24 protein-coding genes are annotated in these 22,072 nt (G+C 38.9%); 11 read left to right on the top strand and 13 right to left on the bottom strand.

Annotated elements, in window-relative coordinates; genetic code table 11:
• Positions 1-204: 204 nt before the first annotated feature.
• The 3 genes from betB (at position 205) to MUA88_RS10365 (ending at position 4,596) form a co-directional block, all read left to right on the top strand.
• Positions 205-1,701 (top strand): betaine-aldehyde dehydrogenase, encoded by a 1,497-nt coding sequence (betB, locus tag MUA88_RS10375; protein ID WP_262605541.1) that lies wholly within the window; start codon positions 205-207, stop codon positions 1,699-1,701.
• Positions 1,702-1,750: 49 nt separating this feature from the next.
• Entirely contained in the window at positions 1,751-3,457 is a 1,707-nt protein-coding gene (betA, locus tag MUA88_RS10370) for a choline dehydrogenase (RefSeq protein ID WP_262605540.1), read from the top strand.
• Between the two features lie 206 nt (positions 3,458-3,663).
• Positions 3,664-4,596, top strand: a complete 933-nt coding sequence (locus MUA88_RS10365; RefSeq protein WP_262604076.1) for an Abi family protein — start codon at positions 3,664-3,666, stop codon at positions 4,594-4,596.
• A gap of 59 nt (positions 4,597-4,655) precedes the next feature.
• Here MUA88_RS10365 and hisIE read toward each other — a convergent pair whose 3' ends face one another.
• Genes hisIE through MUA88_RS10320 form a run of 9 tightly spaced genes read right to left on the bottom strand, consistent with a single transcriptional unit; the run spans position 4,656 to position 11,568 of the window.
• Entirely contained in the window at positions 4,656-5,285 is a 630-nt protein-coding gene (gene hisIE, locus MUA88_RS10360) for a bifunctional phosphoribosyl-AMP cyclohydrolase/phosphoribosyl-ATP diphosphatase HisIE (protein ID WP_262604075.1), read from the bottom strand.
• Positions 5,276-6,040 (bottom strand): imidazole glycerol phosphate synthase subunit HisF, encoded by a 765-nt coding sequence (gene hisF / locus MUA88_RS10355; protein ID WP_262605539.1) that lies wholly within the window; start codon positions 6,038-6,040, stop codon positions 5,276-5,278. Before hisF ends, hisIE begins: the two co-directional genes overlap by 10 nt.
• Positions 6,040-6,741, bottom strand: coding sequence for a 1-(5-phosphoribosyl)-5-((5-phosphoribosylamino)methylideneamino)imidazole-4-carboxamide isomerase (gene hisA, locus MUA88_RS10350; RefSeq protein WP_262605538.1), 702 nt, complete (start codon positions 6,739-6,741; stop codon positions 6,040-6,042). The genes hisF and hisA overlap by 1 nt, the downstream gene beginning before the upstream one ends.
• On the bottom strand, positions 6,734-7,309 hold the full coding sequence (gene hisH / locus MUA88_RS10345) for an imidazole glycerol phosphate synthase subunit HisH (protein WP_262604072.1): 576 nt from the start codon (positions 7,307-7,309) through the stop codon (positions 6,734-6,736). The genes hisA and hisH overlap by 8 nt, the downstream gene beginning before the upstream one ends.
• Positions 7,306-7,887 carry an imidazoleglycerol-phosphate dehydratase HisB gene (gene hisB / locus MUA88_RS10340; protein ID WP_095117996.1) on the bottom strand — a complete coding sequence of 194 codons (582 nt, stop codon included), beginning with the start codon at positions 7,885-7,887 and terminating at the stop codon, positions 7,306-7,308. Before hisB ends, hisH begins: the two co-directional genes overlap by 4 nt.
• Positions 7,871-8,881: a pyridoxal phosphate-dependent aminotransferase gene (locus MUA88_RS10335; protein ID WP_262604071.1), complete on the bottom strand. Its 1,011-nt coding sequence runs from the start codon at positions 8,879-8,881 to the stop codon at positions 7,871-7,873. The genes hisB and MUA88_RS10335 overlap by 17 nt, the downstream gene beginning before the upstream one ends.
• Positions 8,874-10,136, bottom strand: a complete 1,263-nt coding sequence (gene hisD, locus MUA88_RS10330) for a histidinol dehydrogenase (RefSeq protein ID WP_262605537.1) — start codon at positions 10,134-10,136, stop codon at positions 8,874-8,876. Before hisD ends, MUA88_RS10335 begins: the two co-directional genes overlap by 8 nt.
• On the bottom strand, positions 10,126-10,740 hold the full coding sequence (gene hisG / locus MUA88_RS10325; RefSeq protein WP_262604069.1) for an ATP phosphoribosyltransferase: 615 nt from the start codon (positions 10,738-10,740) through the stop codon (positions 10,126-10,128). The genes hisD and hisG overlap by 11 nt, the downstream gene beginning before the upstream one ends.
• A gap of 21 nt (positions 10,741-10,761) precedes the next feature.
• Positions 10,762-11,568, bottom strand: a complete 807-nt coding sequence (locus MUA88_RS10320) for an ATP phosphoribosyltransferase regulatory subunit (protein WP_262605536.1) — start codon at positions 11,566-11,568, stop codon at positions 10,762-10,764.
• Positions 11,569-11,946: 378 nt separating this feature from the next.
• Here MUA88_RS10320 and deoC point away from each other — a divergent pair, with 378 nt between their 5' ends.
• Entirely contained in the window at positions 11,947-12,609 is a 663-nt protein-coding gene (gene deoC / locus MUA88_RS10315; RefSeq protein WP_262604067.1) for a deoxyribose-phosphate aldolase, read from the top strand.
• A gap of 28 nt (positions 12,610-12,637) precedes the next feature.
• A complete protein-coding gene (gene deoB, locus MUA88_RS10310; RefSeq protein ID WP_262604066.1) occupies positions 12,638-13,816 on the top strand; it encodes a phosphopentomutase in 1,179 nt (392 codons plus the stop codon).
• Between the two features lie 70 nt (positions 13,817-13,886).
• Here the strand turns inward: deoB and yidC are convergent, their stop codons facing one another.
• Positions 13,887-14,735 (bottom strand): membrane protein insertase YidC, encoded by an 849-nt coding sequence (gene yidC, locus MUA88_RS10305; RefSeq protein WP_262605535.1) that lies wholly within the window; start codon positions 14,733-14,735, stop codon positions 13,887-13,889.
• A gap of 255 nt (positions 14,736-14,990) precedes the next feature.
• On the opposite strand from yidC, the gene dhaK reads away from it, so the two are divergent.
• Genes dhaK through dhaM form a run of 3 tightly spaced genes read left to right on the top strand, consistent with a single transcriptional unit; the run spans position 14,991 to position 16,905 of the window.
• Positions 14,991-15,956 carry a dihydroxyacetone kinase subunit DhaK gene (dhaK, locus tag MUA88_RS10300; RefSeq protein ID WP_262604064.1) on the top strand — a complete coding sequence of 322 codons (966 nt, stop codon included), beginning with the start codon at positions 14,991-14,993 and terminating at the stop codon, positions 15,954-15,956.
• 12 nt (positions 15,957-15,968) lie between these two features.
• Entirely contained in the window at positions 15,969-16,544 is a 576-nt protein-coding gene (gene dhaL, locus MUA88_RS10295) for a dihydroxyacetone kinase subunit DhaL (protein WP_262604063.1), read from the top strand.
• 1 nt (position 16,545) lies between these two features.
• Positions 16,546-16,905: a dihydroxyacetone kinase phosphoryl donor subunit DhaM gene (gene dhaM, locus MUA88_RS10290; protein ID WP_262604062.1), complete on the top strand. Its 360-nt coding sequence runs from the start codon at positions 16,546-16,548 to the stop codon at positions 16,903-16,905.
• Positions 16,906-16,964: 59 nt separating this feature from the next.
• On the opposite strand, the gene MUA88_RS10285 is transcribed toward dhaM, so the two are convergent.
• Positions 16,965-17,315, bottom strand: a complete 351-nt coding sequence (locus MUA88_RS10285) for a zinc ribbon domain-containing protein YjdM (protein WP_262604061.1) — start codon at positions 17,313-17,315, stop codon at positions 16,965-16,967.
• Positions 17,316-17,481: 166 nt separating this feature from the next.
• Between MUA88_RS10285 and MUA88_RS10280 the strand changes: the two genes are divergently transcribed.
• The 3 genes from MUA88_RS10280 (at position 17,482) to MUA88_RS10270 (ending at position 19,195) form a co-directional block, all read left to right on the top strand.
• A complete protein-coding gene (locus MUA88_RS10280; RefSeq protein WP_262604060.1) occupies positions 17,482-18,444 on the top strand; it encodes an alpha/beta fold hydrolase in 963 nt (320 codons plus the stop codon).
• Between the two features lie 32 nt (positions 18,445-18,476).
• Complete coding sequence (locus tag MUA88_RS10275) at positions 18,477-18,746, top strand: MerR family transcriptional regulator (protein WP_262604059.1); 270 nt, start codon at positions 18,477-18,479, stop codon at positions 18,744-18,746.
• 83 nt (positions 18,747-18,829) lie between these two features.
• A complete protein-coding gene (locus tag MUA88_RS10270) occupies positions 18,830-19,195 on the top strand; it encodes a hypothetical protein (RefSeq protein WP_262605534.1) in 366 nt (121 codons plus the stop codon).
• 127 nt (positions 19,196-19,322) lie between these two features.
• Here the strand turns inward: MUA88_RS10270 and MUA88_RS10265 are convergent, their stop codons facing one another.
• Positions 19,323-19,718: a type II toxin-antitoxin system HicB family antitoxin gene (locus MUA88_RS10265; RefSeq protein ID WP_262605533.1), complete on the bottom strand. Its 396-nt coding sequence runs from the start codon at positions 19,716-19,718 to the stop codon at positions 19,323-19,325.
• A gap of 208 nt (positions 19,719-19,926) precedes the next feature.
• Positions 19,927-21,960 (bottom strand): amidase domain-containing protein, encoded by a 2,034-nt coding sequence (locus MUA88_RS10260; RefSeq protein WP_262604056.1) that lies wholly within the window; start codon positions 21,958-21,960, stop codon positions 19,927-19,929.
• Positions 21,961-22,072 lie beyond the last annotated feature (112 nt).

The following is a 22,072-nucleotide window of genomic DNA, read 5'->3' as shown; positions in this document are numbered from 1 at the left end:
CTTAAGAAACCTATCGGCTAAATTGTACGACTCTTTTTAGCAGAAACACAAGTTTTTCCGAAAAAAATTAAAATTTTGAAATAACGCGTAAGCAATAAACAGTACTTATTAGGGAAAGTTGACACTATTTTAAAATCTGTGTTAGAGTTAACTTTGTGAGATTCGTTAAATATAAACTTAACAAACTTAACAGAGGTGTACAGGATGGAATCAATTAAAAATTTATCACACCGTCAATTTATCGATGGTGAGTGGGTTGAAAGTAGCAATCAAAATACACGCGATATTATTAATCCATATAATCAAGAAGTTATTTTAACTGTTGCTGAAGGTACAACAGAAGATGTAGAACGTGCCATTCTAGCCGCACGTCGTTCATTTGATGAAGGAGAATATGCACAAGCAACAGCTGAATATAAAGGTCAAAAAGTCCGTGAACTTGCTGACAAAATTAAAGAAAATCGTGAAAACTTAGCACAGTTAGAGACATTGGACACAGGTAAGACGTTAGAAGAGTCTCGCGCCGATATGGACGATATCCATAATGTGTTCATGTACTTTGCTGGTTTAGCAGATAAAGAAGGTGGCGAATTAATCGCATCACCTATCCCAAATACAGAGAGTAAGGTTGTGAAAGAGCCGATTGGTGTTGTGACACAAATCACACCTTGGAATTATCCATTGCTTCAAGCATCATGGAAGATTGCACCAGCGCTAGCAACAGGTTGTTCACTTGTGATGAAGCCAAGTGAAATCACACCATTAACAACAATTCGCGTATTTGAATTGATGGAAGAAGTTGGTTTCCCGAAAGGCGTTATCAACCTTGTATTAGGTGCCGGTTCTGAAATTGGGGACATCATGTCAACACATCCAGAAGTGGACCTCGTGTCATTTACAGGTGGTATCAAAACAGGAAAACGCATTATGAAACAAGCAGCTAACAATGTCACAAAAGTGGCATTAGAGCTAGGTGGTAAGAATCCAAATGTTGTGTTTGATGATGCAGACTTTGACTTAGCGGTTGACCAAGCATTAAATGGTGCGTATTTCCATGCAGGTCAAGTATGTTCAGCAGGTTCTCGTTTAATCGTTCATAATGCGATCAAAGATGAGTTTGAAGCGGCATTAATTGACCGTGTGAAACATATTAAAATGGGCAATGGCTTTGACGATACAACAGAAATGGGACCACTGATTTCAGCGGAACATCGTGAAAAAGTTGAAAGCTATATGGACGTTGCTAAAGAAGAAGGCGCAACAATTGCGATTGGTGGTAAACGCCCTGACCGTGAAGACTTACAAGATGGCTTTTTCTTTGAACCAACAGTGATTACAAACTGTGATACATCCATGCGTATCGTTCAAGAAGAAGTATTCGGACCTGTTGTAACAATTGAAGGATTCGATACAGAAGAAGAAGCCATTCGTCTCGCTAACAATTCAAACTATGGTCTTGCAGGCGGTGTATTCTCAAAAGATGTTGGCAAAGCACAGCGTGTCGCAAACAAGCTACGTATGGGAACGGTATGGATTAATGACTTCCATCCATACTTTGCACAAGCGCCGTGGGGTGGCTACAAACAATCAGGTATCGGTCGTGAACTCGGTTCTGCCGGTTTAGAAGAATATCTTGAAATGAAACATATTTTAACAAATACAAATCCAGAACCAGTCAATTGGTTTAAAAAAGATAAGTAGGTTTCACTGGAAAACAATCACTTAAAGTTAAATTTTAGGAGGATGTTCGATGGGTAAAGCATACGATAAAATGTACGACTATATTATTATTGGTGGCGGTAGTGCCGGATCAGTTTTAGGTGCACGCTTGAGTGAAGATAAAGATAAAAAGGTGTTAGTGCTGGAAGCGGGTCGCAGTGACTACCCTTGGGACTTATTCATTCAAATGCCTGCAGCACTCATGTATCCATCAGGTAATCGTTTTTATGATTGGAAATATGAGACAGATGGCGAGCCACATATGGGTGGACGTAAAGTCTTCCATACACGTGGGAAAGTACTTGGTGGATCAAGTTCAATTAACGGTATGATCTATCAGCGTGGGAATCCATTAGACTATGAAAAATGGGGAAGCCCTAAAGGTATGGAAACATGGGATTATGCACACTGTCTGCCATACTTTAAACGCTTAGAAACAGCATTCGGTGCAACACCAAATGATTCGATTCGTGGTTTAAATGGTCCAATCAAACTACGTCGTGGACCAGCCGACAATCCACTGTTCCATTCATTCTTTGATGCAGCAGTAGAAGCGGGTTACAAAAAGACACAAGATGTAAATGGTTACCGTCAAGAAGGCTTTGGCCCATTCGACAGTCAAATTCATAACGGCCAACGTGTATCAGCATCACGTGCCTATTTACGTCCAGCTATGAAGCGTAAAAATTTAACAGTGAAAACACGTGCATTTGTAGAAAAACTACATTTTGATGGAAATACAGTGACAGGCGTGACATATAAACGCAATGGTCGTTTGCATAAAGTATTGGCACGCGAAGTAATCTTATCAGGTGGGGCATTTAATACACCGCAATTACTACAACTTTCAGGTATTGGTGATACAGAATACTTAAAAACTTTAGGTATCGAACCACGCTTACATTTACCAGGTGTGGGTGAAAACTTTGAAGATCATCTTGAAGTATACATTCAACATACTTGTAAAGAACCAGTTTCAATGCAACCAAGCTTGAACAAGTTGAAAATGCCATTCATCGGTTTAGAATGGATAACACGCCGTACAGGTGCTGCATCAAGTAACCACTTTGAAGGGGGCGGATTTGTCCGTTCAAATGAGGATGTTGCATATCCAAACTTAATGTTCCATTTCTTGCCACTTGCAGTACGCTATGATGGACAAAAAGCAGAAACAGCACATGGCTATCAAGTTCATGTTGGCCCAATGTATTCAAACTCACGTGGTAGCTTAAAAATCACATCAACAAACCCATATGTGAAACCGAAATTTGTCTTCAACTACTTATCTACAGAAGAAGACAAGCGTGAATGGGTAGAAGCGATTCGTGTTGCACGTAACATCTTAAATCAACCAGCCATGGATCGTTATAACGGTGGAGAAATTTCTCCAGGACCAAGCGTTCAAACTGATGAAGAGATTTTAGACTGGGTACGTCGCGATGCAGAAACAGCCTTGCACCCATCATGTAGTGCAAAAATGGGACCTGCCTCAGACCCAATGGCAGTTGTGGACCCATTAACAATGAAAGTACACGGCATGGAAAACCTACGTGTTGTTGACGCATCAGTTATGCCAACAACAACAAACGGAAACATCCATTCACCAGTACTCATGTTAGCTGAAAAAGCAGCAGATATTATCAAAGGTGTCAAACCATTAGAGCCTGAACATGTGGATTACTATGTTCACGGTAAAAACGACCCAGAAGATGGCGCTGTAACATCATATCGTATTTAAAATTATAAAGCCTTTAACGGCACGCAGGATATGTGTCGTTAAAGGCTTTTTTGAGTTGTTAAATAAAAGAGAATAGGACATGATTGCTATTCGTATTATTATTGACTTTGTATCATACATAGATTATTATACAAATATAACGACAACGCCCCCACACCTTTTAGGCAGACATGTTCTGAGGTGGGGGTATTTTTTTGAGGTGAGACATGAATCCTAAACCATTAACATTTAAAGAACAGTTGCAGTTATTTAAGAAGCGTGGCATGATTATTGACAATGAAACACGAGCTATAGAAAAGTTAGAAAATATAGGCTATTATAAATTGAAAGAATTTGCATATCCTTTATCTAAAGTTGTTGAAAACGAGAATAAAGAACAGATGAGAGTTTACGAAAATGTGAATTTCAACGATGTTATTACTCGTTATTATCAAGATAAGAATTTAAGGCTAGGTTTATTACATGCAATAGAGAAAATAGAAGTTTCTCTAAAAACAAAAATATCTTACGTTCTTGGAGAATCTTATGGTGCCTTTGGATATTTAGATTTTTCTAAATGGTGTAACAAAGAGGAATACTGCAAACATTATCTGAATTATCAGCAAAATAGATTTAAAAAAGAGTTATTTACTAAAATAAAACTTTCAAGAAGCTTAGATTTGAAAGAAGAGAAGAACCTTAATTATCAAGGTTATCCAAGTGTTTGGTTAATGGTTGATGTTTTGATGTTTGGAGATATTGTTCATTTACTTACATTGATGTCACGTAAAAACTTGCAGAGAATCTCTGATTATTATAATTGTAGTAACAAAGAATTATTATCTTGGCTTAAATGCCTTAACTTTATGAGAAATATATGTGCTCATAATTCCAATATAGTCGATATTAAATTGACTACGGCCCCTGTAGTCAATGATAATTGGAAAAGTGATATATATCGATTTAAAGATGGTAATTATTCTAATAGGTTGGCAATTGTACTTTATATTATTCATCATTTTGTTAGACGCACTAATTCCAAATACCAGATTTATAAAGTGTCTCTCGCTATCGAAAAAATTGTTGGTAAAAATAAAAGGAGAATAAATCAACTGGGATTTATTTCGGAAGAATCGATTAATAAATTGAGAAATTTATAATGAATACTTAAAGACCCCCTCATGTTAGTAAATGTGAGGGGGTCGTTCCATGACGATTATCACCAGTTCTCGATATCTTGGCGTTCGCCTTTAAAGTTATTTTGTGTATTATGACGTTCACTGAGCAATGATTCAACCTCATTAATCGTTACGCCTTGTTCGTGCAAGAGGACAAACAGGTGATAGAGTAGATCGGCACTTTCTGCGATGAGTTCGGAACGGTCATTTTTCATAGCTGCAATCACGACTTCGAATGCTTCTTCACCAAATTTCTTAGTGATTTTTTCTTTACCTTCTGTCAGTAAATATTGCGTGTAAGACTTATCTGACTGCTCGCTTGCACGTTGTTGAATGGTTGTTTCGAGTTGTTGTAGTTGATAGGGCACTGGTGTGTTGAAACAACTTTGGGAGCCGGTGTGACATGTTGGTCCCTGTGGATTTACAAATAATAAAATTGTATCATCATCACAGTCCAGACGTATGTCGACAACTTGTTGTGTATGTTCAGATGTTTCCCCCTTCTTCCATAAGCGCTGCTTTGAGCGTGAATAGAACCATGCGACACCGTCATTGACCGTACGTTCAAATGCTTCTTCATTCATGTAGCCTAACATCAATACTTGTTGTGTTGTGGCATCTTGTAAAATTGCAGGTAAGAGTCCTTTGGAAAAGTCTGGTTTTAGTGCCATCTGACTGGAATCCCTCCTTGATCAAGTGTTGTTTTTATTTCTTTAACTGTAGTTTCTTTATCATGTAAAATACTTGCGGCAAGTCCAGCAGAGACGGGTGTTTCATTGAATAGTTCTACAAAGTGGTCAGCATTGCCGCCACCAACTGAAGCGATGATTGGGATATTCACCCGTTGTGCAATCCCGTTTAAGTGATCAAGATCAAAGCCGTTTTTCATGCCGTCATAGGCCATACTTGTCACGAGTAATTCACCTGCACCGAGTGCCTCTACTTCTTGAACCCACTCATACACACGCTTGTCTGTACGTTGCTTACCACCGTGTGTACAGCAGTAGTAATCATCTGTTTCAGGATCATATTGGCTATCAATCGCAATACAGATACATTGGCGCCCGAACTTTTCACTTGCTTGGCGAATAAGTTCGGGATTTTTGAGTGCAGCTGAGTTAAGCGATACTTTGTCTGCACCATGTCTGAGCAGCTGAGAAATATCATCAAGTGTTGAAATGCCGCCACCGACTGTTAATGGAATAAACAGTTGAGATGCTGTCTTTTCAATGATATCTAATGTTAGATCATGACCTTGTTCTGTCTTAGAAATGTCTAGAAAAACCAGTTCATCGGCACCGCTGTCGTTATAATACATCGCGAGTGCGACGGGATCACCAATATCGCGCAACCCTTTGAACTGAATCCCTTTAACCACACGTCCATCTTTAACGTCGAGGCAGGGGATGATACGTTTTTTAATCATCATAATCCCTCCCAGAATTCAGGTTGGTTTGCGGCTTTTCCTACAATAGCTGCTGCGACACCTGTCTCTTCAAGTTGGTGCAAATCTGCTTGATGACGAATCCCGCCTGATGCGATAACAGGAAGTTGGGTATGGGCTGCCAGTTGTGCTGTCCGTTCAAAGTTTGGACCTTGTAACTTTCCGTCTTTCGAGATGTCGGTATAAATCACACCGCCAAGTGGTAAGTGTTCAATAGCAGATACATAGTCAAATAAGTTCAGTTGCGCATCTTCTAACCAACCATTTATTTTGATATCTGTATCATATGCATCCACGGATACATACAGTTTCCCGGGAAATAATGTGGCCGTTTCTGTTAACCAGTCGATATCTTGAATGGCTTTCGTTCCGACAATACAGTAATCTACGCCATGTGAGAGATAGTTACGAATGGTATCCACATCACGGATGCCACCACCCACTTCAATCGGTTTCGTACTACTATTGATGAGTTGGCGAATGTAGTCCATTTCGACTGCGCGTTGTGACTTAGCACCGATTAAATCAATAATGTGAATACGATCAACACATTCAAACTGCTGATAAAATTGAATGCTGTCCTCTGCTGAACGTGTCATTGCCTCTGATGTATCATAATCTCCCTCTGTTAAGCGCACGCTTTGTCCTTCAATAAGGTCAATTGCTGGCCATAATTTAAGCATGTTGCCATCCTCCTTTGAGTGCTTGTGCAAGTATATTCAAACCACTTTCACCACTTTTTTCTGGATGAAATTGAATGCCGATATACGATTCGTGTTGCACAATACCTGGAATATCTGTGCCATATTCTGCATAAGCGATTACATCTTCATTCATGGGTGCTTGATAGCTATGAACGAAGTAAACATCTTGTGTTAAGTCAGCTTTCGATGAGATTAAATTATTCCAACCGAGATGTGGGACGGTGTAGGGTGTTTCTATTTCTGTAATACGTCCTTTGAGAAGCCCTAGTCCAGAAACATGACCTTCTTCACTCGCTTCATACATTAACTGCATGCCAAGACAAATGCCGATGATGGGTTTGTCGTATTGTTGCAGTATCTGATCAAGGTTATACTGACGTATTGCTGTCATCGCATCTTTAAAGTGTCCGACACCGGGTAAAATGAGTTGATCTGCGGCATGGATGGTTGCTGGATTGCGTGATAAAACAACTTCGTAACCTAAGTGTTCCACAGCACGTTTAACATTATGAATATTTCCTAGTCCATAGTCTACAATGACAATCATGATTCAATCACACCTTTGGATGAGGGGATACGTTGCGAGTCAGCAGGTGCAAGTGCTTGTTTTAACGCACGTGCAAAGGCTTTGAAAATCGCTTCAATCTCGTGGTGTGTATTGCCTTGGTGTAATAAATCAATGTGCACCGTTAAACGTGCATTGATGACAAATGCTCGGAAAAATTCTTCTACTAGTTCTGTATCAAACTGACCGACTTTCTCCTTACTGAATGTCGCATTAAAGTGAAGGTATGGACGACCACTAATGTCTACAACGGCACGTGCTAATGTTTCATCCATCGGTAAATATTGTTGACCATAACGTTCATAGTAAGGATTTTCTTGTGTGAGTTGTAAGAGCAATTGCCCTAAAACGATACCGATATCTTCTGTTGTATGGTGGTCGTCTACCCATGTGTCGCCTTGAACATCAATATTTAAAGTAAGCCCGCTGTGAAAGCTAAACAGTGTGAGCATATGATCTAAAAATCCGACGCCTGTTTGAATGTTACTTTCTTGATTGGATTGTGAGAGACGAATATCAATTTTCGTCTCTTTTGTTTCACGTTTAATTTGAAAGGTCATGTTGTTCACTCCATTCTTTCACAATACTTTCGAAACGGTCTAGATCTTCTTCTGTCGCAATAGAGTAGCGGACACAATCACTCATAGGCTGTTCAGTGATAGGGTCATAGAATCTTGGTTTAAATCCGCGATCATAGACATATTCACCCAGTGACACGGCATAAGAGCCTGCTGTTAAAATAAAGTTGGTTTCACTCGGATATAATTTGATTTTGTCACTTACGTAGCGTGAAAATATGTTTTTCAGACGGTCACTTAAGGCACGCTGTTGTGCAACGAATACTTTTGTTGAGTCTGGATGTTCAAATAAATATGTCGCAATGCGCAGAGATAAAATATTAAGTGGATATGGGTGTTCAATACGACGTACACGGTCGATGGTTGGCTCTGTTCCGATTAAGACACCGACACGTAAACCGGCAAGTCCAAATGCTTTTGATAAAGTGTGCATTACGACAATATGATCTTCCAATGTAATATCAAGTGGTGTTGAAAAGTCGATATATGCTTCATCAATCACAAGATAGCCACCCAGTGCTTTCATTTTATCTGCAATTTGTAAGAGATAAGTTTCATCAAAGCGTTGACCAGTTGGATTGTGTGGATTACTTAAAATAAAGAAACTAGGTTTGACTTCATCGATACGTGTTAATACAGCTTCAATTGGAAATTGTAAGTCTGTTGTTGCATCTACAAATTCAATAGGACGACCCACCTGTTCAGCAAATGCTTGATACATAAAGAAGTCAGGATTTAATGTCAGACAAGGTCCTTCCGGCATAATAAACATCAGCTTTTGAATGAGTTCATCTGAACCGTTTGCGGCACAAAATTGATCCTTTGTAAAACCACCAAAATAGTTCGCATATGCTGTACGGAAGCGGTCATAATCATCATCGTGGTAGAAGTTATAATCTTGCGCATTCAGTATTTCAAAATAGGTTTCCGGTGATAAAGGTGTTCCAGCACTTTCATTTTTATCCATTCTAATCATTTTGTTCCCCTCGCATTCTGACAGTTAAAGATTGTTGGTGATTGTATAATTGTTCATCCTGTGCAATCGTAGCGGCTGCACGATATGTTTGTTGGTACGTCTCCTGTGATAATTGAATAACAGTATGTTTTGTTAGAAAATCATTGACCGATAAACCATGTTGGAAACGGGCAGTACGATTGGTTGGCAGGACGTGACTCGGACCTGCAATATAGTCACCAATCGCTTCTGGTGCATATCCCCCTAAAAACAGACTGCCTACATAGTGAATATGTGGCACAAATTGTTCTGGTTGCTCCGTTTGTATGGATGCATGTTCTGGTGCAATTTCATTCATTAATTGGCAGCATTCATGAAAGTCTTCTGCATGAATTGCATAGTGATAATCGCGTAAACTCGCTGCAACAATTTCTTGGCGTTCGGATGTTGTAGTGAGTGCTTCCAAGCGGTTTTCCAATTGTTCCAGTAATGATTGATCCGTTGAAATCACATAAGTACGCGCCATTTCATCATGCTCGGCTTGTGCCAGTACATCGTAGGCAACGGCTTCTACATCACATGTCTTGTCGATAATAAGCGCAATTTCACTTGGTCCGGCAATCTGATCGATACCGACTTCGCCATATACATACTTTTTCGCATAGGCAACGTACTGGTTACCAGGACCGACAATTTTATCTACTTTTGAAATGCTTTCTGTACCATAAGCTAATGCAGCAATACTTTGTGCACCGCCCACTTGATAGACGTGATCGACACCCACAATATGACAGGCAGCTAATACACTTTGTGCAACGCCATTTTCTTGTGGAGGTGTCACGACAACAATGTCTTTCACGCCTGCCACTTTTGCGAGTGTTGCAGTCATTAATACAGTAGAAGGGTAGCTTGCTTTGCCACCAGGAACATAGACACCCACACGTTCGATCGGATGATACACTTCATACATTTCTTTATTGCTCTGCTGATTTTGATAGCGAATACTTGCTTGGTAGTCACGAATTCGTGTGTAACTGAGTTCTAAAGCTTGGCGTAAATCATCATCTAATGTGTCATACGCTTGTTGTAATTGAGCTTGTGGGACTTCAAGTGTTTCTACTGTGACACGATCAAACTGTTCATTATATTGATATAACGCACGGTCACCTTGTTGCTTAACAGTTTCACAAATGGTCGCAATTTGCTCATGCAATCGAGTATCTAATTTGGTTGTTGCTTGATATTGGTCAAAAAATTGTTGTGTATTATAAATCAATGAGCGACACTCCTAACATCTTAATAAAGGCATCAATCTCTGCTGACGCTGTAAAAAAGCTTTGTCGGTTTGTAATGAGTTGTGCTTGAACATCTGTAATAAATTCCTTCTCTACAAGGCCATTTGAGCGTAATGTATTTCCTGTTTGAACGATATCAACAATTCCATCCACCATGCCGATAACACAAGCAAGTTCAATCGATCCAGATAGTTCTATTAATGATACATCTCGACCCGTTTCTTGAAAGTACCGCTGTGCTGTTTTAGGAAAAGACGTCGCAATTTTACGGTATTCTGTCGTGTCTTCAAAGGCAGCTACTGAGAAATGGCAAGCACCAAATGGCAGGCGAATCAACTGGTTCACGTCATAAGATTGTTCGGCTAAAATATCGCTACCCGTAATGCCAATGTCTGCAATCCCTTGCTCTACATAAATCGGTACATCGTTGCCTTTCACAAATAGGAAGTGATACTGTTCTGTTTGAATTTGAAGTTGCCGATCGCGTGACTCGATCAATTGAACTAATTCATCTTCACCTTGTTGCTTCAAATAAGCGATAAAACTTTTTAATAATCGTCCCTTGGCTAATGCAATCGTAAGCATGCCAGAACCCCCTTTGTATCGTTATAAAGTCAGACCAAGTCCAAACCCTTCAAGCACGCCTTTGTAGTAACCACCATTTAATGTTGTTTGACGTTCTTTTAGCACCGCATTGATAAAAATCCCTTTGTAGTATGAGCGTGGTGGTTGAGGCGTTATGTCTAAATGGATTTTATTAATTCCGAGAGAACGGAAGAAACGATCCCAATGATTGAGTGTTGCCACAATTTGATGACTCGAATCAAAACGTGTATTGAGTTGCTGTAGTTGTTCGTGTGTAGGCGTTAACAACAACTGTACGAGTGGATGATCAACACCGAGTTCTGATTTCAAAGCAGAAATATTTCGTTGTGTAATCCAAGTCATGACGTCTTGTGTTTGTTGATCGCCTAATAATAAATGAACCAGTTCATAATGACCGATCACCACATAATCGATGTCATCAATTAATGTGTCACGAATATAGTCGTAGAATGTCGTGAAAGCTTGATGCATCGCTTGAATTGTCGGTTGATAACATTCGACCCCGAGTTGTGTGGAAACTTTTTGATGTCGAACAATGGGTCCAGAGTAAGCGACCGACTGATGTCGACGATCATACTGCTGATAGTAGCGTACAAGTTGATCTGTAAAGTCATTGCGTAGTGCAAACAGCTTCTCATGATCTTGCCACACACTCCGTTCTTGCATTTGTTTTGAATCATCGGAAGTTAACGTCTCCCAATTCAACGTTTCGATAAACGATGTATCAATGAGCTGAAAACCACGTTGCTCCGCTAAACGTAAAAAGTCAACTTCATTTAACTTCGACGTAATCAAAGCATTTTCCATTTTGCCAACCTCACTTTCACTCTCTACCAAACTAAAGTGTTTTTTATAATATGAATATCGTAGCACACAGCAATTGAGTTTTCAACAGAATAATCAGAAAAATATTTCAATTCTGTCTTGTAAGAGGTTAAATTTTGATTCGAGTTATGGAATGTTATAGTAAAAGTATTAATATAATCAAAAAGGGAAATAAGTATAGGTGACTGAATATCGTTTATTAGGTGGTGGAAAAGAAGTCTAAGGATTAAGAAAAAGATAGTGTAAATAAAATAAGCAAAATTCAGCTTGTAGAATTGTCCGATATACTCAATCAATCGGCTTTTACCATACACAATGTTATAATTGAAATATCAAATAGAGAAATAGGAGTAGGATAACATGAACTACGAAAAATATATTGATCACACATTATTAAAACCAGAATCAACACGTCAACAAATTGACAAGATTATTGAAGAAGCGAAAGAATACAACTTCAAATCAGTTTGTGTCAACCCAACACACGTGACATATTCAGCAGAAAAACTAGCAGATTCAGATGTACTTGTTTGTACAGTGATTGGTTTCCCACTCGGTGCCTCAACGTCTGAAGTAAAAGCATGTGAAACGAAAGACGCCATTTCTAAAGGCGCAGACGAAATCGACATGGTTATTAATATCGGCGCATTGAAAGATGGTCGTTATGATGATGTTCAAGCAGACATCGCGGCAGTTATGGAAGCGTCTGGCGACAAAACAGTCAAAGTGATTATTGAAACAGTGTTATTGACAGACGAAGAAAAAGTGAAAGCTTGTGAATTATCAAAAGCAGCGGGCGCAGACTTCGTGAAGACATCAACAGGTTTCGCAGGCGGTGGCGCAACATCGGAAGATGTGAAGTTAATGAAAGATACAGTAGGTGACGCACTTGAAGTGAAAGCATCAGGTGGTGTACGTAACTTAGCGGACTTCCAAGCGATGTTAGAAGCAGGCGCAACACGTGTCGGCGCAAGTGCAGGCGTACAAATTATGCAAGGATTAGAAGCAGACACAGATTATTAAGATTGAACACGAATAAGGAGTGATTGTGATGACAGCACCATTTCAACGTGTCCATTTAATCGTTATGGACTCTGTCGGTATCGGGGAAGCGCCTGATGCGAAAGCGTTCAACGATGAAGGATCACATACGTTAAAACATACATTAGAAGGCTTTGATCAAAAGTTACCAAACTTAGAACGTCTCGGTCTTGGAAACATTGATGACTTACCAGTCGTTGGGCGTGTCGATGCCCCATCTGCATACTACACAAAAATGAGTGAAGCATCCGTTGGGAAAGATACGATGACAGGTCATTGGGAAATCATGGGCTTAAACATTAATGAACCATTCAAAGTGTATCCAAACGGCTTCCCAGATGAACTTGTTGAGGAAATTGAACGCCTGACAGGACGTAAAGTTGTTGCGAACCGCCCGGCATCAGGAACACAAATCATTGACGAGTGGGGTGCGCATCAGATGGAAACGGGCGACTTGATTGTCTATACATCTGCAGACCCTGTGTTACAAATCGCAGCCCATGAAGACATTATTCCACTTGAAGAACTGTATGATATTTGTGAGAAAGTTCGTGAATTAACGAAAGATCCGAAGTACTTAATCGGACGTATCATTGCCCGTCCATATGTGGGTGAACCAGGTAATTTCACACGTACAAGTAATCGTCATGACTATGCATTGAAACCATTCGGTCGTACCGTGATGAACACATTGAAAGATACCGATCATGATGTCATTGCGATTGGTAAAATCAATGATATTTATGATGGAGAAGGTGTGACAGAAGCCATCCGTACGAAGAGCAACATGGACGGTATGGATCAATTAATGAACGTCGTGAAGAAAGACTTCAAAGGCTTAAGCTTCTTAAACCTTGTAGACTTCGATGCATTATATGGTCATCGTCGTGATAAACCAGGTTACGCACAAGCGTTGAAAGACTTTGACGAACGTTTGCCTGAACTATTAGACAATATGCGTGAAGATGACTTATTAATTATCACTGCTGACCACGGTAATGACCCAACAGCAGATGGGACAGACCATACACGTGAATATATTCCGGTATTGTTCTACAGCCCGAAATTCAAAGGTGCTGCAGCCCTTGAAGGCGACACAACATTTAGCTCAATCGGGGCAACAATCGCTGATAACTTCGGTGTTGAATTACCAGAATTTGGACGTAGCTATTTGAATGAATTGAAATAATATCAAGAAAACCTCTATCACTGTACGTACAGGATAGAGGTTTTTTGAATTTTAGCTGTCTAAAGAATAACTATTTTCTTTTTTTCTTAACAGTTTTTACAGGTTTATGGGTTGCATCATTTTTAGAGATTTTAACTTTAAGTTGATCTACCTTTTCATCAGCTAAATTAGAATAATATTGATTTGAAAGATACATCTGAATCACTAAGAAAAGTGCACTGACTGACCAATATAAGCCGAGTGCAGAGGCAGAAGTCAATGTGATAAATATAATAAATGCAGGAGACATAATCATTAACATATAACCCATTTGTCTTTGTTCTGGAGGCATATTCCCTAAACTCACAAGAGATTGTAAGAAATACAACACAGCAGCAATGATTGTTATGACAATATCAGGATGTGATAATTGAAACCATAAAAAATCAGGATACGTATTAATATGGTTGTAAATAGGCCATTTAAGTGCTGCATACAATCCAAATAAAATTGGCATTTGAACAATCATAGGTAAACAACCTAACATGTTCTTCATAGGATTAATGTGATATTTTTTATATACTTCCATCATTTCTTGATTTGCTTTTATGCGATCTTCTTGCGTTTTGGCATGTTTTACTTTTTCTTGAATAGGTGCAAGTTCTGGTTTAAGTAAAACAAGCGCTCTTTTCATAAATTGACTTTGTTTTGTTTGTGAGAGCATAAAAGGAAGCATAAGAATTCTAATTGTTAAAACCACGAGTATAATTGCTAAACCATAATTGTGGTTTAAATGTGTACCAAGCCAATCGAGTAATAAATCCATTGGTTTTGCAAATGTATTATAGAAAAAGCCACTTCTATTATCTGGATCGGCATAATTGCATCCCGATAGAATGACTGATAATAATACAATAAAGCCTAAGTGTTTTATCTTCATAAATTAATTCCTTTCCCCATAGCATTCAAAATGAAAGTGCAACGAGTGAAGTTGCCCAATAAAATCATTTAGTTAAATTATACAAAAGTTTGAGAATTATTGAAATAATACTCAAAAAAAAACGAAATTCACCAAAGCGTTTTCTATATATAAATGGTTTTAATTTCACTTTTAACTACAAACGTATTTGTGAAATATTATTCAAATTCAAAAGAAAGCGTTATACTAAAGAGGAAAAAAGAAAGGGTGACGTACATGAAAAAGTTAATCCAAGATAAAACATATTTTTTGAAGGACATGCTTGAAGGTATGAAATTAACGAACCCAGATGTAGATGTGATTGAGGATACAGTTGTTGTTCGTGCCGAGAAAAAACAAAAAGGTGTGGCACTGGTATCTGGTGGTGGCAGTGGCCATGAACCTGCCCATGCTGGATATGTAGCACAAGGTATGTTAGATGCTGCAGTATGTGGTGAAGTATTCACATCACCAACACCTGACAAAGTATTAGCAGCGATTAAGGCAGTTGATAATGGTGACGGTGTCTTATTAATTGTTAAAAATTATGCTGGAGATGTCATGAACTTTGAAATGGCACAAGAGATGGTGCAGATGGAAGACATCTCTGTAGAAATGGTTGTTGTCGCAGATGATATTGCGATTGAAGATGTTGATAAACGCCGTGGTGTTGCGGGTACAGTACTCGTACATAAATATGCAGGATACTTATCTGAACAAGGTGTACCATTGTCTGATTTGAAAGAGAAAGTAGCGTCATTATTAACGGGTATTCGCTCAATTGGTATGGCATTAACACCGCCACTTGTACCAACAACAGGTAAATATGGTTTTGATATCGAAGCAGATGAGATGGAAATTGGTATTGGTATTCACGGTGAGCGTGGTATTACACGAACGACTGTTGAAAGTGCAGAAAATATTGCACAGCGTTTGGTTACACGTTTAGTAGCAGAAGTGGAAGCAACAGAAGTCGTTGTGATGTTGAATGGCATGGGTGGTACGCCACTCTCTGAATTACAAATCATGACGAAGTATGTATCTGAACAATTGACTGCACAAGGCAAGAAAGTAACACATTGGCTTGTTGGCGACTATATGACAGCATTAGATATGCAAGGATTTTCAATCACACTTGCACCACATGATGATAGTTTGTTAACAGCAATTAAAGCAGATACGGAAAGCCGTTACTTCAACTAAGGAGAGATCATGATGAATACAGAGACATTAAAAGAACGTTTATTGGCATTAAGAGAAACATTTAAAGCAGAAGAAGAAACATTGACGGACTTAGACCGTGCTATTGGTGATGGTGACCATGGTGTGAATATGTTACGTGGTTTCGAAGCTTTACCAGATAAGTTGGATGATAGTTCAATGGCGAACTTATTAAAATCAACAGGAATGACACTTATGTCAAATGTAGGTGGTGCTTCTGGCCCGTTATATGGTTTCAGCTTTGTGAAGATGTCTCAAGTAGCACAAGATGAGATGGATCGTGAACAGTTAGGTGAGTTACTGAATGCGTTTGCGGAGGCTGTGGCGCAACGTGGGAAAGTAACACGTGGCGAAAAGACGATGTTTGATGTGATAGACCGTGCGCGTGAAGCCGTTCAAAATGGTGACAAAGTAACGTTAGAAACATTACAAGGTTATGCAGAAGATACGAAAGCATTAGAAGCAACAAAGGGACGTGCAGCTTACTTTAAAGCAGACTCTATTGGCCATATGGATCCAGGTGCACAAAGTAGTGTCTATATCTTGAATGCCTTGATTGGAGATGAATAGTATGACACAGATTGTACTAGTGAGTCATAGCGAAAAAATTGCACAAGGTACAAAAGAATTGCTTGAACAAATGGCACCGGGCGTATCAGTTATTGCGATAGGTGGATATGACGGTGGTATTGGGACATCTTTTGATACAATCTTTGCTACTATTGAAAGTTTAGAAGATGACGCGGTTTGTTTCTTTGATATTGGCTCATCTGAAATGAACTTAGATATGGCGCTTGAAATGTATGCAGGCAGTCAGCGAGTGGAAAAAGTAACAGCACCGATTGTAGAGGGAAGTTTTATCGCAGCAGTATCTATTTCAACAGGAAATGATATGGATACAGTCATTCAAGCAGTTAAAACAGAATTTTAAAAGTATAAAAAAGACATTGGTAAAATCGAAAGGACTGAATACCAATGTCTTTTTGCATATTAGTTTATCTTCTTTACAACTTCTGATTTTAAACCAATTTGGCCAAAACCAGGAATTTTACAATCGATGTCATGACCATCTTCTGGATCTACAAGTTTGATGTTTTTCACTTTTGTTCCTTGTTTAATTGTGTTTGAACTTCCTTTAACTTTCAAGTCACGAATAACTGTAACGGTATCGCCATCTTGCAGAACGTTACCATTCGCATCGCGTACAATCGCAGCTTCTTCTGCTTCAGCAACAGATTCAGCTGTCCATTCGTGTGCACACATTGGACATACATATAAAGCACCATCTTCGTATGTATATTCAGAGTCACAACTTGGGCAGTTTGGTAAAGCTGTCGTCATAATTTACTGAGACCTACTTTCATCATTTGATACTACTAATCTAGCATAATCATAGTGAAAGTACTAGTGTCTATATGACGAAATATAAATGCGAGATAATTTTGGAGCATAGATACGCATCATGTCGACCGCTATACCTTATAATAGAAGTGAATGGGGTGATGACATGAAGCGATATTCTGAACAAGATGGTAAACGTATATTAAAACAATATTTGACGATTAATGGTGTAAAGCAAGGGATTATTATTGAAACGCGTGACTTTTCGAATCCTATTCTATTCGTGATACATGGTGGACCAGGTTTCCCCCTTTATCCATTTTTTCGGGCACACGATATTGATTTAACACAATGGTTTACAGTTGTTTTCTGGGATCAGCGTGGGACAGGAATGTCTTATACCAAGCAGCCAGTTAAGATGGAGGAAGTCATTCAAGACGCAGAATGGCTCATTCAGTATCTATGTTATCACTATCATAAAGCACAAGTTTATGTCATGTGTCACTCTTTTGGAACAATTATCGGGGCGATGTTGGCACATAGACGTCCGTCTTGGATTACGGCCTATATTGGTGTGGGTCAGCTCGGAGATGTTTATCGTAATGAACGTGTGATTCTGGAGAGACTGCGAGAGTATGCACAGCGAGAAGACAATAAACGTGCCATACAAGCGCTACAAAAAGTCAATTTGGGTCGTTACTTTAATAAAGATAAGTATTATGACAAGGTGAGGATGCGTTATACAGAGCGATATAAAAGTGGATTTTCTCGAAAAGGATACTCCGCACTGAAAATGTTTAGAGCGATGATGTCCACACCTTATTACACTTGGAAAGAACGCTTGAATATTGTGAGAGGGAGTCTATCATCATTCGAACAATTAACGACAGAAATGGTTGAGACAAACTTGATGACAATTGCCCGGGAAATAACCATTCCATTTTATTTAATACAAGGTGAGTATGATCTACAAACAACAGATGTGGATAGTAAAGCGCTCTTTGAAAGTGTTGCATCACAGGATAAACGTTATTATTCTTTTAAGCAGAGTGCACATGCGCCTTTTATTGATGAACGTGAGAAATTTTTAAAAATTATGCGTGAAATTCTTGACCATCACGCGGCGTGATAGTTTATAACGAAGGTAGGAGGTGAAGATCCATGACAACCTATTCAATCGGTGATTTGGCACGCATGTTTGATGTTTCTACACGGACTTTACAATACTATGATGAGAAGGGTGTCTTGTCTCCTGCATATGTAAATGAGAACCACTATAGAGTCTATACGGAAATAGAAGTGGAAAAATTGAAGCTCATACAGATTATGAAAGCTTTGGGTATGCAGTTGAAGGAAATCAAAACATTATTTGCCACAGAAGGAACACTTGATACGGTACGATTAATTTTAGACCAAAAAATAAGACATTAGAAGAAAGTATCCAGAAACAACAAGCGCAACAAAAACAGATTCGCGCGATGCAAAGGATGATTCATGAAACCTCTCAGTCACCGGTGACTAAATTACAAGTGATGGATCGTATGCTTATGAAACATGAAAACCTTAAACCTTTAAGAATGAAAATGATGGTACTTGGAAGTGTGGGCACATTAAGTTTATGGTCAGGTATAGGGATGGGAACCAAGACCAATCAATGGTTATATCCTGCTTTGGGCGTTAGCGCAAGCATCGGTGTTGCAAGTTACTTAACACACACGTACTACCATCAAGTGCAGTATATGTGTCCCACTTGCCAACATGTATTTATTCCGAGTATGAAAGAAATGATATTTGCGTCACATACACCGTCAACACGTTATTTAACATGTCCAGCATGTCGATCTACAGGGCATTGCGTTGAAGTGTATGCACCACATTAGATATAGAAGAAGAGCGTACTATTGTGAAATCAATGTCAGTTGATATGATTTCCGTAGTACGCTCTAAGCTTTTAAATACATCTTCACTGTGATATGACGATGCTACTTTCATTCAGTATCTATCTGTTTACAAATGTAGTTCATCTTTTAAAGCACGTTGCAATGTTTGGCTAAAGTTAATATTCTTTTCCTTACCAAGTTTCACCAAGTATTGTGGGAGACTGACCATCTTATTAACAGTTTTATTGGCTTCTCTAAGTCTTACAATATGTGTATGAGCAGGAATTAATTGCAGTTGCTCATGGCTTTGGCATTGTACAGAGAGCGTCTGGAAGTCAGAAGGTTTAGGAATGGTATCATGATCGTCTTCCATTACCAACAAGTGTCCCTCTAATGCATCTTGTGCCATATCAAGCGCATCTTCAATATTATTTGCATAAGTAAAAATACCAGGTAAGTCTGGGAAGTAAATATTGTAAGCTGTACCTTCTTTTTGTAGGACAGCATAAAAATGATAAGTCATAAAAACCCCTCCAATCAATGGATTGTGTGCGAGTAGGGGCAGAGGTTATAAAGTTGAAATCGTATATTTGATGTCACAAGTGTAAGAGGTTTAAAACTTAAATTATAATATAGACTTAAAATTAAGAAATATAAAGCTTTTTCATAACAACAAAGGGTTGGAAGTCACTGCTTCCAACCCTTAAAACATAGATGTGTTTATAATTTATTTAGCGTACGATATAGTCTAAAGATTGTGCACTTGTCGCATCAATTGTACGATATGAAATCACACCGAGTCCTTTGACATTTGATTCAGAAATCACGATAGAGCCATCACTTCGTACGTCTTCTACAAAGGCAACATGTCCGTAATAACTATCTGCACCAAGTTGGCCAGGGCCAAATACGACAGCGCTATGCTTGGTCGGCTGATTTGTCACTTTATAGCCATTAGCATGTGCAGAGTTTGTCCATTCGCCACCATTTCCCATCGTACCTGAAATGGATTTACCAAATTGTGCCATGCGGTGGTAGACGTACCAAGTACACTGACCGTGTGGATATGGAGAGCTACCAGTAGTATGGAATGTTTTAAAGTCTTTGCTACTTGCATCTTTCGCGTCAGATACAATTTGAGATTCTAATAATTTAGGCATTTTTTTCTGATCGAAACGTGTTAAGTCATATGTCTGAATAAGTTGTTTCAGTTTCGTATCATAGTTAGGATCCGTCGCATATGTACCTACAAGTTTTGACGTAGCGGTACGATAGCTGCTACTTTCACTTTTCCACACACCTTTATAAATGTTAGGGTTGCCATCAATGCCACCTTTTATGAGTTTGGCATAATCTTCGAGAGAGGCTTTTTTATTTGGATATTTTCGGAAGTCGGCATGAATTTGATACATATGACTTCCATTGGATTCCAATGTGTTAAAACCAACTTTTTCTCCGTGATAGGCACCTTTCATACCAAATAAATTATAGTTCGGTGACTGAGCCAAGTCACTGCGACCAGAATCTGATTCTAAAATAGCCTGTGCAATCATGATAGAGGCGTAAAGGTCATTTTCTTGTCCAATACGGTGTGCATCTTCGGCAATATCATTAATAAATTTACGTGTTGACTGATTTGGGGCAACACGTATATCAGAAGGTGAACTTGCCTGATTTCCACTTAGCGCATACTCTTGGAACCAAGTTGTTTGACGCGTTTTAGAATGGTTCGGTAAGTCATCAAATGATTGTGCAGGTGCTTGTTCACGCCCTCCAGTGTAAGTTTCTTTTGGTGGAATTTGTGGATTGTTAGATGTTTGTTTTGAACTTTGTGATTTTTGTTGTTCTGTTTGTGTTTTTTTAGATTTATCACTATATTCATCTAATAATGCTTCAATCATAATGTCATCTTTCATAGATGTTTTGCCTTCTTGTGTTGCAGCATTTGTATCGTCTGTTGGCGTATTTGTCCCATTATCTTCATCATCTGTATTGGATGTCTCACTATCATTGTCGGGTGTGACTTTCTGTTCTTCTGTTTGTTCATCTTGTGTTGTATCAAGATCGTCCGTTTCATCTGTTGTATCTAATTGTCTCTCATCTAATGTTTCTTCCTCATCAGAGGTTTCATCATCATGTGTTTGTGTTCCTTGATCCATTGTGTCTTGTGAAAGACCATCAGCGGACTCGTCTTCTGAATTGAAATCCTCTGATGAAACAAGATCGTCAAATGGTGTTTCTTCATTTAGAATGGCATTTAGGTTATCAAAGAAGTCACGTTCATCCGTAGATAGGTTAGGTGATGGCGTCTGCGTTACTTCACTTTGTCCTGTATTATCCTGCACTTCTACACCTGTATTTTGCGTTGTTTCTTCTGGTGATTCTGGTACAGCAATGTCATGACCAGCTGTACTTGAGCTACCTATAGCTGTATTGTAGAGCCATTGGTCAAAGGGATCCATAAGTGATGAGTGAAGGTCATTTTGATCCTCTTTAGTAGAAGTTTTAATAGCATCTTTATTTTTTTCACTACGTTCTTTCTTAGATGGATTTGCTTTCTCTTTTGGTGTGACATCATCTGTTTCTTCTTCTGGTACGATATCGAAAGGATCTTCTGTTAATACATCTTCTGATTGTTTTGTAAGATCTTGTTCAAGTGCTGCTTGTGTCTTTTGGCTTGCAGCTTCAGCAAAGCTACTTGTTGTAGGAGATGCAACAAGCGCTGTGGATAATAGAGCGGTATAAAATACTTTCCTTTTCATCATGCTAGCCTCCTGAAGTTAACTATATTCCCATAATTTTTTATAAATGGTCTGAGTGTACAAATAAGATGTGAAATTGTATACTATGTTAGGTTACCTAGTTAGTTGATAAGTG

This window comes from Staphylococcus sp. IVB6240 (assembly GCF_025558425.1).
GTDB lineage: Bacteria > Bacillota > Bacilli > Staphylococcales > Staphylococcaceae > Staphylococcus.
This window is presented reverse-complemented; position numbering and strand designations above follow the sequence as displayed.

What these genes read in the sequence shown, in the direction of transcription:
- MUA88_RS10320 (WP_262605536.1), bottom strand. Translation starts at nt 11,568, where the DNA reads ATGGAAAATGCTTTGATTACGTCGAAGTTAAATGAAGTTGACTTTTTA.
- deoB (WP_262604066.1), top strand. Translation starts at nt 12,638, where the DNA reads ATGACAGCACCATTTCAACGTGTCCATTTAATCGTTATGGACTCTGTC.
- deoC (WP_262604067.1), top strand. Translation starts at nt 11,947, where the DNA reads ATGAACTACGAAAAATATATTGATCACACATTATTAAAACCAGAATCA.
- dhaL (WP_262604063.1), top strand. Translation starts at nt 15,969, where the DNA reads ATGAATACAGAGACATTAAAAGAACGTTTATTGGCATTAAGAGAAACA.
- yidC (WP_262605535.1), bottom strand. Translation starts at nt 14,735, where the DNA reads ATGAAGATAAAACACTTAGGCTTTATTGTATTATTATCAGTCATTCTA.
- MUA88_RS10260 (WP_262604056.1), bottom strand. Translation starts at nt 21,960, where the DNA reads ATGATGAAAAGGAAAGTATTTTATACCGCTCTATTATCCACAGCGCTT.
- MUA88_RS10280 (WP_262604060.1), top strand. Translation starts at nt 17,482, where the DNA reads ATGAAGCGATATTCTGAACAAGATGGTAAACGTATATTAAAACAATAT.
- MUA88_RS10285 (WP_262604061.1), bottom strand. Translation starts at nt 17,315, where the DNA reads ATGACGACAGCTTTACCAAACTGCCCAAGTTGTGACTCTGAATATACA.
- hisH (WP_262604072.1), bottom strand. Translation starts at nt 7,309, where the DNA reads ATGATTGTCATTGTAGACTATGGACTAGGAAATATTCATAATGTTAAA.
- betB (WP_262605541.1), top strand. Translation starts at nt 205, where the DNA reads ATGGAATCAATTAAAAATTTATCACACCGTCAATTTATCGATGGTGAG.
- dhaK (WP_262604064.1), top strand. Translation starts at nt 14,991, where the DNA reads ATGAAAAAGTTAATCCAAGATAAAACATATTTTTTGAAGGACATGCTT.
- MUA88_RS10275 (WP_262604059.1), top strand. Translation starts at nt 18,477, where the DNA reads ATGACAACCTATTCAATCGGTGATTTGGCACGCATGTTTGATGTTTCT.
- betA (WP_262605540.1), top strand. Translation starts at nt 1,751, where the DNA reads ATGGGTAAAGCATACGATAAAATGTACGACTATATTATTATTGGTGGC.
- hisB (WP_095117996.1), bottom strand. Translation starts at nt 7,887, where the DNA reads ATGACCTTTCAAATTAAACGTGAAACAAAAGAGACGAAAATTGATATT.
- MUA88_RS10265 (WP_262605533.1), bottom strand. Translation starts at nt 19,718, where the DNA reads ATGACTTATCATTTTTATGCTGTCCTACAAAAAGAAGGTACAGCTTAC.
- hisA (WP_262605538.1), bottom strand. Translation starts at nt 6,741, where the DNA reads ATGCTTAAATTATGGCCAGCAATTGACCTTATTGAAGGACAAAGCGTG.
- dhaM (WP_262604062.1), top strand. Translation starts at nt 16,546, where the DNA reads ATGACACAGATTGTACTAGTGAGTCATAGCGAAAAAATTGCACAAGGT.
- hisIE (WP_262604075.1), bottom strand. Translation starts at nt 5,285, where the DNA reads ATGGCACTAAAACCAGACTTTTCCAAAGGACTCTTACCTGCAATTTTA.
- hisG (WP_262604069.1), bottom strand. Translation starts at nt 10,740, where the DNA reads ATGCTTACGATTGCATTAGCCAAGGGACGATTATTAAAAAGTTTTATC.
- MUA88_RS10335 (WP_262604071.1), bottom strand. Translation starts at nt 8,881, where the DNA reads ATGATTAGAATGGATAAAAATGAAAGTGCTGGAACACCTTTATCACCG.
- MUA88_RS10365 (WP_262604076.1), top strand. Translation starts at nt 3,664, where the DNA reads ATGAATCCTAAACCATTAACATTTAAAGAACAGTTGCAGTTATTTAAG.
- hisF (WP_262605539.1), bottom strand. Translation starts at nt 6,040, where the DNA reads ATGATTAAAAAACGTATCATCCCCTGCCTCGACGTTAAAGATGGACGT.